17 protein-coding genes and 2 riboswitches are annotated in these 16579 nt (G+C 65.9%); of the genes, 6 read left to right on the top strand and 11 right to left on the bottom strand.

Features of this window, described 5'->3' with window-relative positions:
- Positions 1-66 precede the first annotated feature (66 nt).
- The 5 genes from eno to ACLLJI_RS17290 all read right to left on the bottom strand — a co-directional run bounded on the left by eno (position 67) and on the right by ACLLJI_RS17290 (position 5914).
- The gene (eno, locus tag ACLLJI_RS17310; RefSeq protein WP_434614875.1) at positions 67-1413 is read right to left on the bottom strand and encodes a phosphopyruvate hydratase; all 1347 of its coding nucleotides are present in this window, start codon (positions 1411-1413) and stop codon (positions 67-69) included.
- 8 nt (positions 1414-1421) lie between these two features.
- The gene (locus ACLLJI_RS17305; RefSeq protein WP_434614872.1) at positions 1422-2177 is read right to left on the bottom strand and encodes a 2,3-bisphosphoglycerate-dependent phosphoglycerate mutase; all 756 of its coding nucleotides are present in this window, start codon (positions 2175-2177) and stop codon (positions 1422-1424) included.
- Positions 2178-2197: 20 nt separating this feature from the next.
- Positions 2198-2274, bottom strand: a riboswitch (Fluoride riboswitch).
- Between the two features lie 66 nt (positions 2275-2340).
- On the bottom strand, positions 2341-2820 hold the full coding sequence (locus ACLLJI_RS17300; protein WP_434614869.1) for an inorganic diphosphatase: 480 nt from the start codon (positions 2818-2820) through the stop codon (positions 2341-2343).
- An 11-nt stretch (positions 2821-2831) separates the two neighbouring features.
- Positions 2832-3662, bottom strand: a complete 831-nt coding sequence (locus ACLLJI_RS17295) for a hypothetical protein (protein ID WP_434614866.1) — start codon at positions 3660-3662, stop codon at positions 2832-2834.
- A gap of 158 nt (positions 3663-3820) precedes the next feature.
- Positions 3821-3896: riboswitch (Fluoride riboswitch) on the bottom strand.
- 770 nt (positions 3897-4666) lie between these two features.
- Positions 4667-5914 carry an IS256 family transposase gene (locus ACLLJI_RS17290; RefSeq protein ID WP_434614863.1) on the bottom strand — a complete coding sequence of 416 codons (1248 nt, stop codon included), beginning with the start codon at positions 5912-5914 and terminating at the stop codon, positions 4667-4669.
- 152 nt (positions 5915-6066) lie between these two features.
- Here ACLLJI_RS17290 and ACLLJI_RS17285 point away from each other — a divergent pair, with 152 nt between their 5' ends.
- Positions 6067-6450, top strand: a complete 384-nt coding sequence (locus ACLLJI_RS17285) for a hypothetical protein (protein ID WP_434614861.1) — start codon at positions 6067-6069, stop codon at positions 6448-6450.
- A 142-nt stretch (positions 6451-6592) separates the two neighbouring features.
- On the opposite strand, the gene ACLLJI_RS17280 is transcribed toward ACLLJI_RS17285, so the two are convergent.
- From ACLLJI_RS17280 to ACLLJI_RS17270, 3 genes are all read right to left on the bottom strand, one after another.
- A complete protein-coding gene (locus ACLLJI_RS17280; protein ID WP_434621629.1) occupies positions 6593-7423 on the bottom strand; it encodes a phospho-N-acetylmuramoyl-pentapeptide-transferase in 831 nt (276 codons plus the stop codon).
- Positions 7424-7728: 305 nt separating this feature from the next.
- Positions 7729-8610, bottom strand: coding sequence for a M48 family metalloprotease (locus ACLLJI_RS17275; RefSeq protein ID WP_434614858.1), 882 nt, complete (start codon positions 8608-8610; stop codon positions 7729-7731).
- Entirely contained in the window at positions 8607-9008 is a 402-nt protein-coding gene (locus ACLLJI_RS17270; RefSeq protein WP_434614855.1) for a BlaI/MecI/CopY family transcriptional regulator, read from the bottom strand. The genes ACLLJI_RS17275 and ACLLJI_RS17270 overlap by 4 nt, the downstream gene beginning before the upstream one ends.
- Positions 9009-9444: 436 nt before the next feature.
- On the opposite strand from ACLLJI_RS17270, the gene ACLLJI_RS17265 reads away from it, so the two are divergent.
- The 4 genes from ACLLJI_RS17265 (at position 9445) to ACLLJI_RS17250 (ending at position 12077) form a co-directional block, all read left to right on the top strand.
- Positions 9445-9786, top strand: a complete 342-nt coding sequence (locus ACLLJI_RS17265) for a hypothetical protein (protein WP_434614852.1) — start codon at positions 9445-9447, stop codon at positions 9784-9786.
- A gap of 4 nt (positions 9787-9790) precedes the next feature.
- On the top strand, positions 9791-10030 hold the full coding sequence (locus ACLLJI_RS17260) for a ferredoxin (protein WP_434614850.1): 240 nt from the start codon (positions 9791-9793) through the stop codon (positions 10028-10030).
- Positions 10027-11253 carry an NAD(P)/FAD-dependent oxidoreductase gene (locus tag ACLLJI_RS17255; protein ID WP_434614849.1) on the top strand — a complete coding sequence of 409 codons (1227 nt, stop codon included), beginning with the start codon at positions 10027-10029 and terminating at the stop codon, positions 11251-11253. Before ACLLJI_RS17260 ends, ACLLJI_RS17255 begins: the two co-directional genes overlap by 4 nt.
- Positions 11254-11471: 218 nt before the next feature.
- On the top strand, positions 11472-12077 hold the full coding sequence (locus ACLLJI_RS17250) for a recombinase family protein (protein WP_434614846.1): 606 nt from the start codon (positions 11472-11474) through the stop codon (positions 12075-12077).
- A 64-nt stretch (positions 12078-12141) separates the two neighbouring features.
- Here ACLLJI_RS17250 and mscL read toward each other — a convergent pair whose 3' ends face one another.
- The 3 genes from mscL to coaA form a co-directional block, all read right to left on the bottom strand.
- Entirely contained in the window at positions 12142-12525 is a 384-nt protein-coding gene (mscL, locus tag ACLLJI_RS17245; RefSeq protein WP_434614844.1) for a large conductance mechanosensitive channel protein MscL, read from the bottom strand.
- Positions 12526-12596: 71 nt separating this feature from the next.
- The gene (locus ACLLJI_RS17240) at positions 12597-13466 is read right to left on the bottom strand and encodes a M15 family metallopeptidase (RefSeq protein ID WP_434614841.1); all 870 of its coding nucleotides are present in this window, start codon (positions 13464-13466) and stop codon (positions 12597-12599) included.
- A 2-nt stretch (positions 13467-13468) separates the two neighbouring features.
- A complete protein-coding gene (gene coaA / locus ACLLJI_RS17235) occupies positions 13469-14437 on the bottom strand; it encodes a type I pantothenate kinase (protein WP_434614838.1) in 969 nt (322 codons plus the stop codon).
- A gap of 97 nt (positions 14438-14534) precedes the next feature.
- On the opposite strand from coaA, the gene glmS reads away from it, so the two are divergent.
- The gene (glmS, locus tag ACLLJI_RS17230; protein ID WP_434614835.1) at positions 14535-16439 is read left to right on the top strand and encodes a glutamine--fructose-6-phosphate transaminase (isomerizing); all 1905 of its coding nucleotides are present in this window, start codon (positions 14535-14537) and stop codon (positions 16437-16439) included.
- Positions 16440-16579: the final 140 nt, after the last annotated feature.

The following is a 16579-nucleotide window of genomic DNA, read 5'->3' as shown; positions in this document are numbered from 1 at the left end:
CCGGGGATGACACCCATCAACACGGGGCGGGTAATGCGGTAGTGGGCATCCCGGGGCCGTCCTGGCTCAGTCATGACGGGCGGCCGTTTCCTGAGGGCCGGTTCCCGGCCCGTAGGGCATGGCTGGGTGGGCGTCGGCGATTTCAAGGAGCCGGTTGTATTTGGCTACCCGTTCCCCCCGGGCCGGGGCCCCGGACTTGAGCTGTCCGCAGCCGGAGCCGACGGCCAGGTCCGCCACAAAAGTATCCTCTGTTTCCCCGGAACGGTGGGAGACCATGGCGGTGAACCCGCCCCGGTCGGCGACAGTAAGGGTGTCCAGGGTTTCTGTGACGGTGCCGATTTGGTTGGGTTTGATCAACACCGCGTTCGCGGCCGCCTCCGCGATGCCTGTCCGGACCCGGTCGGGGTTGGTGACGAACAGGTCATCGCCGACGACCTGCACCCGGCGGCCCAGGGCCGCCGTCAGCTCCGGCCACCCCGGCCGGTCATCTTCGGCCAGGGGGTCCTCCAGGCTGCGGATCGGATATTCTGAGATCAGTTTCTCGTAATACCCGGTCAGCTGGGTGGGTGTGTAGGAGCGCCCGTTCAGCTCGTAGCTGCCGTCTTGGTAGAAGTAGTTCGCGGCCGGGTCCAAGGCGATGGACACCCCGCCGGTCCCCGGGGTGTAGCCGGCATCGGAGATGGCGGCCGTGATCAGCTCAAGGGCCTCTTCGGGCCGGGAGATTTCCGGGGCGTAGCCTCCCTCATCTCCGAGCCCGGTGGAGAGGCCCTTGTGCCGCAGCGCCGCGCCCAGGGCGTGGTAGATTTCCGAGCCCCACCGGATGGCCTCAGGCAGGGTAGGGGCGCCGGTTGGGGCGATCATGAATTCCTGGAAGGCGAGCGGGTTCGCTGCGTGGGCGCCGCCGTTGAGGACGTTGAAGTGCGGGACGGGCAGCCGTTCGGCCCGCCCGAGGGAATGCCCGATCCAGGTGTGCAGCGGGTGCCCGGAGGCGGTAGCGAAGGCACGGGCGGCGGCCATGGATACGGCGACAACGGCGTTGGCCCCCAGCCGGGACTTCTCCGCCGTTCCATCCAGCTCACACAACGCCGCATCCAGGATGCGTTGGCTCGGCCAGGGCCGGGAGAGCAGCAGCTCCCGGATGACGGTGTTGATCCCCGCAACGGCGCTTTCCACGCCGCGACCCGCGTACGCCGGTCCGCCGTCGCGCAATTCGATGGCCTCGTGGGCGCCGGTGGACGCTCCCGAGGGTGCCGAGGCCGTTGCCACGGCGCCGTCACGGGATGTCAGGGTCACGCGCAGGGTGGGGTGGCCGCGTGAGTCGAGGATCTGCAAGGCGTGGACGGCGGTGAAGGTCAGCTCATTCATGGTGGTCGCTCCGGTCAGTGGTGAGGGGTGGTCAAGGTTGGAAAGCATGTGGCCGTTCACGTGCCGCCGTCGGCGGCGAGTACGCCCACGGCGTCGGCGGCTGCGCCGGGGTCAAGGTAGGTCCCGGCCCGCGGATACGGAACGAATCCTGGGTGGAAGCGGTATTCCAACGGGTGCCCGGTGGGCAGGTTCAACCCCTCGACCTCGTCCTCGGTGAGGGAGTCGATGACCAGGCACAGGGCACGCAGGGAATTGCCGTGGCCGACCACCAAGACTTCTGATCCGGCGTGCAGGAGGGGCCGGAGGGTTTGGTGCCAGAGTCCCCGGACCCGTGTGGCCACGGCGTTCAGGGACTCCGTGGGGCGGGCGGTGCCCGGGGGCATGGCAGCCACTGCGTGGCTGCGGCCGATGGCGGCCAGCTGCCGGGGTGTCATCGGTGGCGGGGCCGCGTAGAGGGACCGGCGCCAGTAATGGAGCACCTGGGGCCCGAATTCGGCCAGAAGTTCTTTTCTTCGCCGTCCGGTCAGGGAGCCATAGCTGCGTTCATTGAGTTCCCAGGCCGTTTGGACCGACGCCGTCCCGGCCGTGAGCAACCCGGTGACCAGCTCTGCCGTTTCCACGGCACGGGCCATCGTGGAGGAAAGTATGATCTCGGGGATGAATGCGGCGGCGGCGAGGGTTTCGGCGGCGTGCCGGGCTTCCCCACGGCCCCGGGTCGTCAGCGGCGGGTCGAGCAGCCCGGTAAACCGTCCTTGGGCGTTGAGGGTGCTTTGGCCGTGACGCAGCAGGATCAGAGTGCCGAGACCGGGCATAGTCCACCTACCTTTGAAGTGCAAAGGTAGGAACCATCAGCCAGGCGGCGGTTCGAACTGCAGGGCAGTTCCGGCGGGATCCATCACCGATACCGACCCTACAGTGCCGTGTCTACCCGGCGCCAGCCCATGACCGTGCTATCACCGGCGGCTCCGGGCCGGTTTAGCTGTGCCTTTCATAGGCCTCGGCCAGGAGCCGGTCCGCTTCCTCGCGGCCGCCCCAGCCCTGCACAGTCACCCACTTCCCCGGTTCCAGTTCCTTGTAGTGGGTAAAGAAATGCTCAATCCGTTCCCGCACCGGTGCGGGAACGTCGCCGGTGTCGGTGATGTCGTCCCAGCGGCGGTCGCCAAAGGGCACGGCAATGATCTTTGAGTCCGGTCCGGCCTCGTCGACCATGTTGAAGACCCCCACGGCCCGGACCCGGATTCCGATGCCCGGAAGCACCGGGTTCTCCAGCAGGACCAGAACGTCCAGCGGGTCGCCGTCCAGGCCCAAGGTCCCGTCGATGAATCCGTAGTCGGCCGGGTAGCCGAAAGCCGTGTACAGGGCACGGTCCAGGACAATGCGGCCACTGTCATGGTCCATCTCATATTTGTTGTTGCTGCCGGCGGGGATTTCGATCACGGCAAAATGTTCTTCCATGGTGCTTCCTTTCAGAGGGGATCTTGTGTGGGACGTGGAAAGGGCGGGATTCCTGTCTGTGCCAGGTGCAGGGGCAGACCCCAGCCGGCGAACCAGCCCAGGGCCTCAATCCATGACGCGTTGTCCCCGGCCGTGGCAGGCGCCCCCGTATCGGTCATGGACTCGATGAGCCGTAGCAGGCGTCTGCGGATTTCCGTCAGTCGTTGAACCACCATGGTCCGGAGCTCGGCGCTCAGGCTCCCTGATGCCAGCAGGTGCCGTCGGCACAACAGTGCCCGGTCCGCCAATGACCCGGTGAACCAGTCTTGGACGCTGTCGGCGTCCTCACCTGTGCAGGCCGGGCAGGCCCGGGCCGCCCAGGTATCCAGAGTTTCGGTGCACCAACGCCGGGTGTAGTCCAGGAGGTTGGCCTCATCGGTCAGGGCAGCCGTGTTCGAATTCGCGTAGCCCATCCGCAGCCCTGGCGTGGCCGGTCCGTCCATTTCACTGCAGATACGGCAAGGGTTCACCGGGCTGAGGATGGCTTCCGGATGCCGGTGGAACATTCCGGGCCGGCGCCCCAGTTCAGAGGCCACATGGTTCAGAAGGTCCTCGTGGAGGACGGCAACATCGAAAGGTTGGTGCCCTCCCCGCAGCCCGGCCCCGGCCTGCCACAATTCGATCTCCACGACCGCATGGCCCCAGGCATGGCGCGGACACAACCCCAACGAGCCGCGCAGATACCGGCGCAGGCCACCGTCCATGATGTCCCCATGCACGAACGACCACAGCTGGCGGACCTCTTCCCCAGCCAGGACAAAGGAAGCCCGCGGAACCAAGGGTCGTTCAGGCCGGACGCTCACCACTCCACCACCAGTGCGGCCTGAGCCCGGACAGGAGCCGGTATTGGCAAACAATGCAGATGGTTTCCGTCTGCCCCGGCCATTGCCTCAACGGTGGAGGCCGGCCACCACAGCCTGGGCGCGGCAACTATTCCGGGCATAGTGACCTACCTTCGAACGACAAGGCAGGAAACCATCAGCCATAATGGCGGTTCGGGCATTCACTCCCCGGCGGGATCCATCGCCGTTGATCCGAACTGTACAGCGTCCCGATTGCGGAAACGAGTAGTCCATGCCCTGCCACCGGCTCGACGGGATCAGGACCCGGGGTGGTGGATGCACATCCATAGTGTCCGGGACCGGATTTTCGCCGCTGGACGACCACGGCGGCAAAACTCGCAAAATGCTTTGGACCGCAGTGTAGGAGGGGTCCATCGGGCTGCGAGTCCCTAACGGATTCGGCACACCCCCGCCACATAGTGGTCAGCCAGTCGGTCGGGTTCGAGGTTGCCGTACCCCGGTCTCTCATAACGCCCGAGGGCTGTTGGTTGTTGTTTCCGAGCGCAGAAATACCGTTCTTCATCTCTGCGAGCCGCCCCTGGGAAGTTTTACAATGTGCCTTTGGGCTTCAAGTTGTTCTCCAAGTGCCTCGTTGTCGATTGTGAGTCGTTGGATATGTGCGACTGCAAGCTCAATCTGATCCCTCAGTTTCACGTTTTCGCTTCGGAGAGCGCCGTCAGGCTCGCTGGCCCGTGGTGGGCCGGCAGGAACTGTCCGGGCGACGCGAAGCGTGCTTCGACGCTCGTCGGCGACCTCTTGAGCGATTTCCGGGAAGTGTCGCCAGAAGGTTGAGTTCGACAGGCCAAGCTGACCTGCGAGGTTCCGTGCCGTGACTATGCCGTTCTCGTTCGTTTTTCGCAACTGCGTGAGAGCAGTACGGACCTCTGCTTCGCTGGGGAGAAGAACGGGTTACGTCCCGCTGAGTGGTGGAGTTTGCCTCGACACCGTGCGGGTCAGTTCTCTGATTATGCTGCAGTGAGTTCGGGGAGCAAAATCGCCTCCTCGACCGGTTCGGCGGGTGCCGTGTTCATTGCTTTTAGTTCGGCCATGGACGCCTCGGAAAGGTATCGGCGGTCCCCGGCTTCCCACTCGTCGTGTTGCTCGACGAGGACCGCGCCGGCGAGCCGGAGGAGGGCTGCAGGGTTGGGGAAGACCCCGACGACGTCGGTCCGCCTCTTGATTTCCTTGTTGACCCGTTCCATGGGATTCGTGGACCAGATCTGGCGCCAGTGTCTGGCGGGGAACCCGGTGAACGCGAGCACGTCCTCCCGGGCGTCGCCGAGCATCGCGGCGACCTTCGGATGGGATTTGACCAGCATCCGGGTGACTTCGTCGAACTGGGTGTTCACGTGCCCGGCATCGGGCTGGGCGAAGGCGGTGCGGATGATCGAGGCAACCATGTCCTGGGATCCCTTCGGCACGGTCGAGAGAACGTTGCGCATGAAATGCACGCGGCAGCGCTGCCATGCCGCGCCCTGGAACACCGTCCCGATGGCTTTCTTCAGGCCGCTGTGGGCGTCGGAGATCACCAGCTTCACTCCGTCCAGCCCGCGGGCCTTCAACGACCGCAGGAACGCCGTCCAGAACGTTTCGTTTTCGCTGTCGCCGACGTCGAAGCCCAGGACTTCCCGGCGTCCGTCGGCGGCAACCCCGAAGGCGACCACGACCGCCTGGGACACCACACGGTGCCCGACACGGGCCTTGCAGTAGGTGGCGTCCAGGAACACATACGGGTATTCCATGACCGACAGATCGCGGTCCCTGAACGCGCCGACTTCGTGGTCGAGGGCCTCGCAGATCCGGGAAACTTCAGACTTGGAGATCCCGGTATCGGCCCCGAGCGCTTTGACCAGATCATCGACCTTGCGGGTGGAGACCCCGTGCAGGTAGGCCTCCATCACCACCGCGTAAAGAGCCTGGTCCACACGGCGGCGGCGCTCCAGCAAGGCCGGGAAGAACGACCCGTTCCGCAGCTTCGGGATCTTCAGGTTCAGGTCCCCGGCGGTAGTAGTCAACGTCCTGGGCCGGGACCCGTTGCGCTGGGTGGTAGGCGCCTCGGAGCGCTCGAACGGGGCGGCACCGATGAACGCGGTCGCCTCAGCCTCGATGAGCTGCTGGTACAGCGTTTCGGTCGCGGCACGGATCCGGTCCGAGACATCGGTGAGCTTCAGTTGTCCGAGGAGATCGAGCAGGGCAGACTGGTCTAGAGCCATCGTGTGTTTGTGTCCTTTGTGAGTTCTTTGATCGGTACTCACTGACCATCGCACGATGGCTCTTCACGTCGGAAATCCGATGCTCAGAAGCCGGGAACTACACCACTCCACGGGACGTAACCGAAGAACGCGACGCGTCATTGTGGCTCCTGATGTCGCGTTATGAAGTGTGCAACCTGAACGCGGCGGGCTTCCAGACGTGCTTTCAGCAGCGGTGGGAGGAGCGGCACAGAGCCGAGGTCCCGGTCGATGGTGGCGAGCTCGTCGCGCCACGTGTCGACGTTTTCGGAGGCGAGGGCGACGTTGCGGCATGTCAGAGGCTTGCAATTGGCTTGGTCTGGGGTGTCGTCATCCTTACCTCCATCTACGGTGTGGCGTGGCTGGTCGGGGCCACCATCATCGGGGCACTGTACGCCGCCTCGCTGCCCGGCGTGCTGGTCTTCATCGTGGCCTCCCAGGGGGCCGCCCTCCTGCTCTTCATCCCCCTGATGAAACGCGGCACGCCGCGTACCGGTGTGGAGGCGGTGCATCGGTGACTGGCCGCCCCGGCGGGGAGCGGGCCGACAGGTGAGCCAGGCTTTACACTGGCGGCCGCAGCGTACCCGCAGCCCGGACCGGCTCCCCGGTGGTCCGGCACCTCCCCTCCGGAGAACCGCGACACCCCCGGCGGGGATGGCCCTACCGGACCACCCAGTCCGCGTAAAAGATCCCGAAGCCGGTTGCGCCGGCCAGCCCTGCGCTAATCCAGAACCTGACGATCACCGTCATCCGCGCCCACCCGGCAGATTCCAGGTTCCTATGCAACGGACCACGTGGACCTGCCGCGGATCCATGTCTGCCGATGCCCGGGACCATCCGGGTCGCGGCCAGGAACAGGAAGAGGCCGCCGACCAGCACCAGGAGCAGTTCCGTACGGGCAAAGATGGCCAACCCGGCCAGAGCACCGCCAAGCGCCGTGGTGCCGGTTTCCCCTAGACGCACCCGGGTGGGGTAGGTGTTCCACCAGAGGAATCCGACCAGGGCGGAGACGAGCACGACCGCCATTTCGGTGAGGCCGGCCGGATCCGTGACCGGGTAACACTTGTGTGCCAGCAGGGAACGGAGTGCCGGATTGGTGCAGGACTGGACGGTCTGCCAGAAACCAATCAACACGAACGCACCGATCGAGAAGATAAGAGCTCCCACCGCCAGCCCGTCGAAATCCTCCACCGTGGTGGCGGCGTTTGCCATCCCTCCCACCAGCACACAGATCCACGCCGTCGCCGCCACGACGCCGGCAACAACGCCCAGGCCCGCGAAACCGGCGGGTAGGTCGCGCAGTAAGGACACGTCCAACGATGCGGGGGCGACGCCGTGGGCATCGGTCAGGGTCAGGGACAGGACCCCGAATACCACCACGACGATCAGCTGGCCGCAGCCTTTGATGAGGCGCCCCAGGGTCCGACTGCTCCGCTGCCGGGCCGTGATGATGTCCGCCACCGCTCCAACGATTCCGAGGCCGATGAGCAGGAAAATGATCAGCCCGGCCGTGGCGGTGGGCGGCGGGCGGCGGGCCCTTGAGCATCACGACGGTCAGGTATCCCAGCAGCGAGCTGGTGATCACCACGATGCCGCCCATGGTGGTGACCGCATCCCCCGCAGGCCCGGTGGCATGCCGCCGCGAGTGTGCCAGCCGGACAAACAAAGGAGTGAGCAGCAGCGACGCCAGCAGGGACACCGCCCCCGCAGCAACCAGTGTGATCACGGTATGGATCCTCCCGCCGGGCCCGGCCGCGGTCCCCGGCTCCGGGTACGGGCCGGAGGTCTGGCCTGCTTCACGGGCAGATGATTTCGATCAGCCGGCAGCAGGCCTTGGCAGCATCGAGCAGGGCACCCCCGGCAATGGCACAGGCAACGGCCGCCGGGACAACGGTGTGCCAGCGGTTCCGTTCCGGTGCCGCGGCCAGGGCGTCCAGCCGCTCCCGGATGCTGTCCGCCGCATAGGCCAGGGAGGCGCGCGGGACCATGGCTGCCGCCAGAGCGGCACGGGCCAGGGACCGGGCCGTGACCTGGCGGGTGGTCAGGGTGGCCGCGCTCTCGTCCGCCCAGCGTTCGGTCTGCAGCTTCACTTCCCGGGCCAGGGGGCCCAGCAGGGGATTCAACGCCGTCCCGAGCGAGGCAGCCAGCCGGTGCAGGTGGTGCCGATGGGTCAGGTGGGCCTGCTCATGGGCCAACAGTGCCCGGCGTTCTCCCGCATCCAGGGTGTCCATCATGGCCGTCGAGACAACGACCGTTCCCCTTCCGACGGGCACGGCGTAGGCGTAGATCCGCGCGTCGTCGAACACAAGCAGGCTTTCATCGGTGAAGCCTACGGCTTCCCGGAGTTCGCGCAGGATGCCCACCTCAAAAGCCACGACACGGATCAGCCGGACCGCGAGCATGGCCAGCACCAGCGCCGCCGCCGCCCCGACCGGCCAGGGCACCGAGTCCCTGACCCCCAGGACGCCGCCCTGTCCTGCTAGGGGGCCGGCGATGGTCTTGAGCAGTCCGCCGACCGCCATCAAGAGCAGGGATCCCGTGGTGGCCGTGGCCGAAAGAACGGCCAGTGCGGTGAGCAGCCGGGTCGCTGCGGCCGGAGCGAACCATCGCCCCAAGTACGTCCCCAACCAGGCGAGCAGGCATCCGAGCAGCAGGGGGATGTAAACGCTGACGATCATGGCCGGCCGTTCCGGTGGTCGTGGGCGGAGATCAGCTCCCGCAACACCGCTTCGTCGGCGGGGTCGATGGCGTCGAGGAAGCCCTGCAGGACCGCAGCGCGGTCCGCCCCCCGGGCCAGAACCCGGGCCATCCGTTCTGCAGTGACAGCCGACCCGTCCGGAACCGGACGGAAGAGAAAGGCCCGCCCGGACTTTTCACGGGCCACCTGTCCCTTGGCCAGCAGACGGGTCAACACCGTCAGCACGGTCTTATAGGACAGGTCCGGTGCCTGCAACGCCTCATGCACCTGAGCCCCGGTCATGGCCCGGGTGTCGGCAGCCCACAGCACCGCCAGCACCTGCGCCTCCAGCTCGCCCCGCTGCCTGCGCCCCTCGTCGGGGCCGTCCCCATGGATCATGCCGCCACCGTTCCGTCCATAACAATCCTTCCCATGGACACTACCTCTTGTCTTACATCATGTAAGATTCAACTCCTACGACATGTAGGACTACGCGGAACCGAGTCTACTCCAAGGAGATCGCCTTGCCCGATACACTTCACCTGGTCGCGTTGGCCGCCACCGGACCGGGCCTGTCCTCCCTCGCCGCGGCGTATGTACCCCTTGAACAGTACGTACCCTTCGACCAGGGCATCAGGCACATCGCGACACTGGCGGGCTACCTGTCCTACGGGCTCATGGCACTCACGGTCTGCTTCGGTATCCTGACCACCACCGGGTGGGCACGCAGGATTGTCAGCAGGACCACCATGTCGACCACGCACATGGTCCTGGCCGTGACGACCCTGACGTTCGGCTGCCTGCACGGGTTTCCTACATCTTCCAGACCGGGACCGTGTTCCGGCCCATCAACGCCCTGGTGCCCTTCGTGGCCGGCGGGGACACCAGTGTCGGACTGGGCATCATCGGCCTCGACCTTGGACTGGCCGTCGCCGCCTCCATCGTGCTGCAGCGCCGCCTGGGCTACCGCCGCTGGCACCTGGTGCACTACCTGGCCTACGGCTCCTTCGCCCTGTCCCTGATCCACACCTTCACCGCCTCCGCCGAGGTCAAGGCCCTGGGCCTTCTCGGCGTCGGCGTCCTCGGATGCGCCGGCGCGGCCGGGCTGCTGTTCCTCCTCAGGCTGCTGCCGGCCCGGGCGGCCGCGGGTCTGCGCATCTCCCCGGAAGAGGTCTGACCCGGTGGCACCCAACAACATCGACGCGCCGTCGTCCGCGGGACGCATCAGCATCAGCGTGGACAACAACCACTGCCACCTGTTCGGCCTGTGCCAGCAGGAAGCACCCCAGGTCTTCGCCCTGGGCCCCGACGGGCGCCTGCGCTACACGCCCGCCCCGTCCGGGCAGGACACCGAGAAGGTGCTGCAGGCCGCAAGGATCTGCCCCATGCAGGCCATCAGCATCACCGGGAGGAACCCATGAACACCCGACACGAACGCATCCTGATCGTCGGCAACGGACTGGCCGCCATCTCCGCCGCGGAACGCCTGCGCGAAACGGGGTTCACCGGAGAGCTGGTGATGATCGGGGACGAACCCCACGGCCCCTACAACCGCACACCGCTCTCCAAGGGACTGCTCACCGGAAGCCGCAGCATCAAAGACCTCCCACTGCGCACCTACACCCCCCTGGACGCACGGTGGATGTCCGGGGCCGCGGCCGCAGCCCTGGACATCACCCGCCGCACGGTCACCCTCGACACCGGGGCCGACATCGGGTTCGACAAGCTCGTCATCGCCACCGGCGTCCGGGCCAGGCACCTGCCCGGCGCCCCCATGCACTCCCCGCATGTGTGGGCCCTGCGCACCCTGGCGGACGCCCGGGCCATCGACCGGGCCATGACCGGGGCAGTGCGGATCGCCATCATCGGCGGAGGGTTCATCGGCTGCGAAATCGCCTCCACCGCCCGCGAACGCGGCCTCGCCGTCACCCTGATCGACCGCAGCCCCACCCTGCTCCACCGCGAGCTCGGCAACGTGCTTGGCGCCGTCGTGGGGGATCTCCACCGACGCGCCGGCGTCCGCCTGCACCTGGGCGTCGGCGTGGCCGGCTGGACCGAAACCGGCACGGGGGCCCGCCTGCAGCTCGACGACGGGGAAACGGTCACCGCAGACGCGGCCGTTGTGGGAGTCGGCACCGAACCCTCCACGGGGTGGCTGCACGGCAGCGGCCTGGACACCACCAACGGAGTGTTGTGCGATGAAAGCTGCACCGTGCTCGACATCGACGGCCGGCCGGTCGAGGGCATCGTTGCTGCCGGGGACGTGGCCCGGTGGCCCAACCACAGGTTCGACGCCACCCCCCGCCGGGTCGAGCATTGGATCAACGCCATCGAAATGGGACGGGCCGCCGCCGACACCCTGGCGGCCGGTCCGGGAACGGCAACCCCCTACACACCGGTCCCGCGTTTCTGGTCCCACCAGCACGGGGTCAGGATCCAGTCCGCGGGCATGCCGTCGCTGGGAACCGCAATGACAATCCTGGAAGGCTCCGTCCCCAAAAACCGCTTCCTCGCAGGCTTCACCAACGGCGGACCGGACGGGCGGTTGGTGGGTGCGGTCGCCTTCGACGCACCCCGCGCCCTCCTCCAACACCACGACAAGATCGGATCCTCCCCGGGAAAGGCCCCCAACAGGGCCTTCTAGCAGACGGGCACAATTGGTCCGGCAGAAAGGCTGCCCGGCAACGCTGCTGGTGATGGATCGAAACGGTGCAGCGGCAGGAACTTAGGTGTGTCACTGGGTCTATCGCAAACGGCCGTCTGCGATGGGCCCGTCCCGCCCGGTCACGCGCGACCAAATGTCACCCATTGTGCCTACCAAAACCCGCCACTAATTCAAGCCAACAAAACTGGCTTGCATTTATGGGTTGCGATAGGCTCCCATCCACGGGCCACAAAATCGGATACGCCAGAGTCAGCACCACCGACCAGGACCCGCAGCTGCAACTCGACGCCCTGGGCCTCGAAGGCTGCCTGAAGATCTACACGGACACCGCAACCGGAACTAAGGCCGACCGCCCTCAATGGAACCTTTGCCTGACGGACCTCCGGCCCGGCGACACCCTTGTCATCTGGAAAATTGACCGCCTCGGACGGAACCTCCGCGATCTGATCGACATCGTCACCACACTCGATGAACGCGACGTCGGCGTTCAGTCGCTGACCAACGGGATCGTCGACACCACCACCGCCGGCGGCAAACTCGTGTTCGGAATGTTCGCCCTCATGGCCGAATACGAAGCGGCACTGATCAGAGAACGCACCAAAGCCGGACTGATCGCCGCCCGCTTCCGCGGACGAAAGGGTGGCAGGACACCCAAGATGACGCCGGAACTCACCAGCAAAGCACAGCGGATGTACGACTCACGCCAGTTCACCATGGCCGAGATCGCCCACTCCTGCGACGTCACACCCATGACGATCTACCGTCACATCCACACCACGGCCGCCAAACCGGAAGACGCCTAGCGCTGTCAACGGCTGCACGAATACCCCTTTAGCGTTCAATCCTGTACGGATCCTCCTCAGACCCCTACTGTGCTCGGGAGCGCAGCGAGTCGCGGATTTCCGTCAACAGCTCAATGTGGGGATCGACGTCGGGTCCTGCTTCCTTGATGCCGAGTTTAGCGTCCCGGCGCGCGATCATGAGATTCATCGGAACCACGACGACGAAGTAGATCGATGCGGCGATCAGCACAAAGTTGACGACGGCGGTCAGCAGGACACCGAACCTGACGTCGTCCCAGGCCAGGAAGTTGTCAAAATTCACCACCCCGAGGATCTTGGCCATCAGGGGCATGAGGACGCTGTTGACGAGGGTGGTGACCACCGCTCCGAAAGCAGCACCAATGACCACGGCGACGGCAAGATCTACGACGTTGCCCTTCATAATGAAAGCTCTGAATCCCTTTAGCATGTCCCTAAGTTATCGCGCGGGTCCTCCGATAGCTCCGGGACCTCGCCGTCCGGTCCCGGCGGCGTGTCGGGCTACAGATACGCAGGCGCGGGTTCGAGGCCGAGATACTCCTCGTAGCTGCCGTAGCCCTTCGCCACGAGGTCGGTCGCCAGTTCGACCCCTACATAGCGCAGATGCCAGGGCTCGGCGAAGAAGCCGGTCATGCCGTCCTTTCCCAGCTGATAGCGGACGATGAATCCGAACCGATGGCAGTTCCCGGCCGCCCACGCGGCGGCGGGCTGCTCCGCGAAGCAAGGGTCGAAGGCGCAGGCGCCGCCGGCATCACCGATGTCGAGGGCGAGCCCGGTCTGGTGTTCCGAGTATCCTGCCCTGGCGGATTTTGTGTCCGCATCGTCGCTGCCGAAGCCGGCCACATAGTTGTTGTAAAGCGCCAGCTGGGTGTCATAGGAGCGGTAACTGCTCAGCAGCGTCATGGCCGCACCGGCGGCGGCCGCAGCGGCGAACATCCTGCCCGCGGCGTCCGCGGCCTCGACGCGGAGCAGGGCTGTTTCGCCGCCGCTGCCGAGTACAACCTGCGGCTGGACAAGGTCTGGCGGTTCATAGCCTACGGGGTTCAGCGGATGGTGCTTGTTGACCAGCACCCAGGGACTGGAAGGGTCCGTCAGCGAAAACGTTGCCGTGAGTGCATGCGCAGGTGAGGCCGCCGGCGATGGGGCGCCCCCGGCCGGTTGTGGGGAGGGCGCTGTAGACTCGCCGGAAACCGATGCGCCCGCGGGCGGCCCGTCCGCGCCCGGCGCTGCCGCCGCCGTCGTGCCGGGCTTTGAAGCGGACGACGACGACGGCACGGGCCGGGCCGGCGCGGTGCAGGCAGCGAAAATGGCCAGGGCGGTGCCACCGACCAGGAATTTTGCCACCGTGCGGCGGCCGGGGAGCGTGGCCATGGCTATGTCTTGCGCAGCAGCATGCGGCGGATGGAATGATCTGCGTCCTTGGTCAGGACCAACTGGGCGCGGCCGCGGGTGGGGAGAACGTTCTGCGTGAGGTTGGGCTCATTGATCCGCTTCCAGATATCCACCGCCGTTGTCACGGCCTCGGCGTCCGAGAGATCGGCATAGCGGCGGAAATAGGATTCCGGATTTGCGAATGCGGAGGACCGCAATGACCTGAACCGGTCAACATACCACTGCTCTATGTAGGGTGTTTTGGCATCCACGAAGATGGAAAAGTCAAAGAAATCGCTGACCGCGAGCCCCGACCTCCCGTCCAGCCGCGGACGTGCCGGAGCCAGCACATTCAGGCCTTCGACGATCAGCACGTCCGGGCGCCGCACAACGACTTCCCTGCCCGGGACAATGTCATAGGTAAGGTGCGAATACCAGGGGGCGCGGACCTCCTCGGCGCCGCTCTTGACCGCACTGACAAAGCGCAGGAGGGCTCGCCGGTCGTAGGACTCCGGGAATCCCTTGCGCTGCATGAGCCCGCGCCGTTCCAGCTCGGCATTCGGGTAGAGAAAGCCGTCAGTGGTCACGAGTTCCACGTCGGGGGTATCGGGCCAGCGGCGGAGCATCTCCCGCAGCACCCTGGCGGTGGTGGACTTTCCGACCGCGACGGAGCCGGCGACGCCGATCACGAACGGGGTGCGGCGGACCTGTTCGCCCAGGAACGTTGTGGTGGCGGCGTGCAGCTGGCCGGCGGCGGCCACGTACAGGTTGAGTAGCCGGGACAGCGGGAGGTAGACCTCGCGGATCTCTTTCATGTTCAGTTGGTCACCCAGGCCGCGCAGCCGCTGAATATCCGCCTCGTCGAGGGGCAGCTCGATCTCGTTGGAAAGCCGGGACCACGTCTGGCGGTCCAGCTCCACAAAGGGGGAGACGCCGTCGTTGCCGCTGGACTCGTTCCGTTGCAAAGTCACCTAAGTGATTCTGCCTTGTGCGGCGGTCATTGCGGAAATGCCGCCAGGCGTGGAGATCCTACGTCCTTCCTTGTGTGCGGCGGCTAGGCTTGAAGACATGTGTGGAATTGTGGGATATGTGGGCCGCCCCCGCGGCGGGAATGGTGTCGCGGCACCCGGGCATGGTGCGTTGGACGTCGTACTGGAGGGCCTGCGCCGGCTGGAATACCGCGGTTATGATTCGGCGGGCATCGCCGTCGTCGCGGATGGACACATCGAATCACGGAAAAAATCTGGGAAGCTGGCGAATCTCCTGGCCGTGTTGGACGCGAGCCCGCTGCCGGACGCCGTAACCGGCATCGGCCATACCCGCTGGGCCACGCATGGCGGCCCGACGGATCTGAACGCCCATCCGCACCTGGCCGACGTGGGCCGGCTTGCGCTGATCCACAACGGGATCATCGAGAACTTCGCCGAGCTGAAGTCTGACCTGCTGCGCAAGGGCCACACCTTTGCCTCGGACACCGACACGGAGGTCGCTGCAGTGCTGCTGGCGGATACCTACCGCGATGTCCTGGAGTCCGGCAACGGCCCCGAGGACGCGCTGTCCCTGGCTATGCAACGCACCTGCCGGCAGCTGGAGGGTGCCTTCACCCTTCTGGCCGTACACGCGGACCAGCCGGACGCCGTCGTCGCCGCGCGGCGGAACTCACCGCTGGTGGTGGGCTTGGGCGAGGGCGAGAATTTCCTCGGGTCCGACGTGTCCGGCTTCATCGATTACACCCGCCGCGCCGTCGAGCTGGGGCAGGACCAGATTGTCACCATCACACCGGAGTCCGTGGAGATCACCGACTTTCATGGGGCGCCCGCCGCGGGCAAGGAATACCACGTCGATTGGGACGCCGCGGCGGCGGAAAAAGACGGCTACCCCTCCTTTATGGAAAAGGAAATTCATGACCAGCCCGACGCCGTCGGACAGACGCTGCTGGGACGTTCGGACGTGCATGGCCGGCTGACCCTGGATGAGATCCGGATAGATCCTTCGCTGCTCAAGACTGTCAACAAAATCATTGTGCTCGCCTGCGGCACCTCCGCCTATGCCGGTCAGGTGGCCAAATACGCCATTGAACACTGGTGCCGGATCCCCACCGAGGTGGAGCTATCGCACGAATTCCGCTACCGCGATCCGATCGTGGATGCCCGTACGCTAATCGTTTCCATCTCGCAGTCCGGCGAGACCATGGACACCCTGATGGCGGTCCGCTACGCCCGCGAACAGGGCGCGATGACGGTCGCGATCTGCAACACCAACGGCTCCACCATTCCGCGCGAATCCGATGCGGTGCTGTACACGCACGCCGGTCCGGAGATCGCCGTCGCCTCCACCAAGGCATTCCTGGCCCAGATCACAGCCGCCTACCTGCTGGGGTTGTATCTGGCACAGCTGCGCGGGAACAAATTCCAGGGCGAGATCAAGGACATCCTCGCCGACCTGTCGAAGGCGCCGGCGAAGATCCAGCAGATCCTTGACAACGACGGGCAGATCAAGGAGCTTGCCAGGTCCATGGCCGGGACCAAGACCGTGCTGTTCCTGGGCCGCCATGTCGGCTTCCCGGTGGCCATGGAGGGCGCCCTCAAGCTCAAGGAACTGGCGTACATCCATGCCGAGGGGTTTGCTGCCGGAGAGCTCAAGCACGGCCCCATCGCGCTGATCGAAGAAGGACTGCCCGTGGTGGTGATTGTTCCCTCCCCGCGTGGCCGCGATTCCCTGCACGCCAAGGTGGTCTCCAATATCCAGGAGATCCGCGCCCGCGGGGCCAAGACAATCGTGATCGCGGAAGCGGGCGACGAGGCGGTCAGCGCCTATGCGGAGCACGTCTTCTACATCCCGGAGATAGCTCCGTTGCTGGCCCCCCTGCTGACCACCGTGCCGCTGCAGCTGTTTGCCTGCGAGCTGGCCACGGCTAAGGGCTTTGACGTGGACCAGCCGCGTAACCTGGCGAAATCGGTCACCGTCGAGTAGCCGGGGCAGACACGCTTCCGTGCCCCGACCCGATCCTGCCCCTGCCCCCTCTTGAGCCGCAGATGTGAACGGACTCGCGGGGGAATTTCACCAGCGCTCGTCCGGAGCTGCAGCATTCTGGCTTCGGCGGAGAAGCCAGC

The sequence above is a fragment of the Arthrobacter sp. A5 genome, assembly GCF_051131705.1.
GTDB lineage: Bacteria > Actinomycetota > Actinomycetes > Actinomycetales > Micrococcaceae > Arthrobacter_M.
The sequence above is the reverse complement of the archived record's forward strand: the minus strand, read 5'-3'. Positions and strand labels throughout refer to the sequence as shown.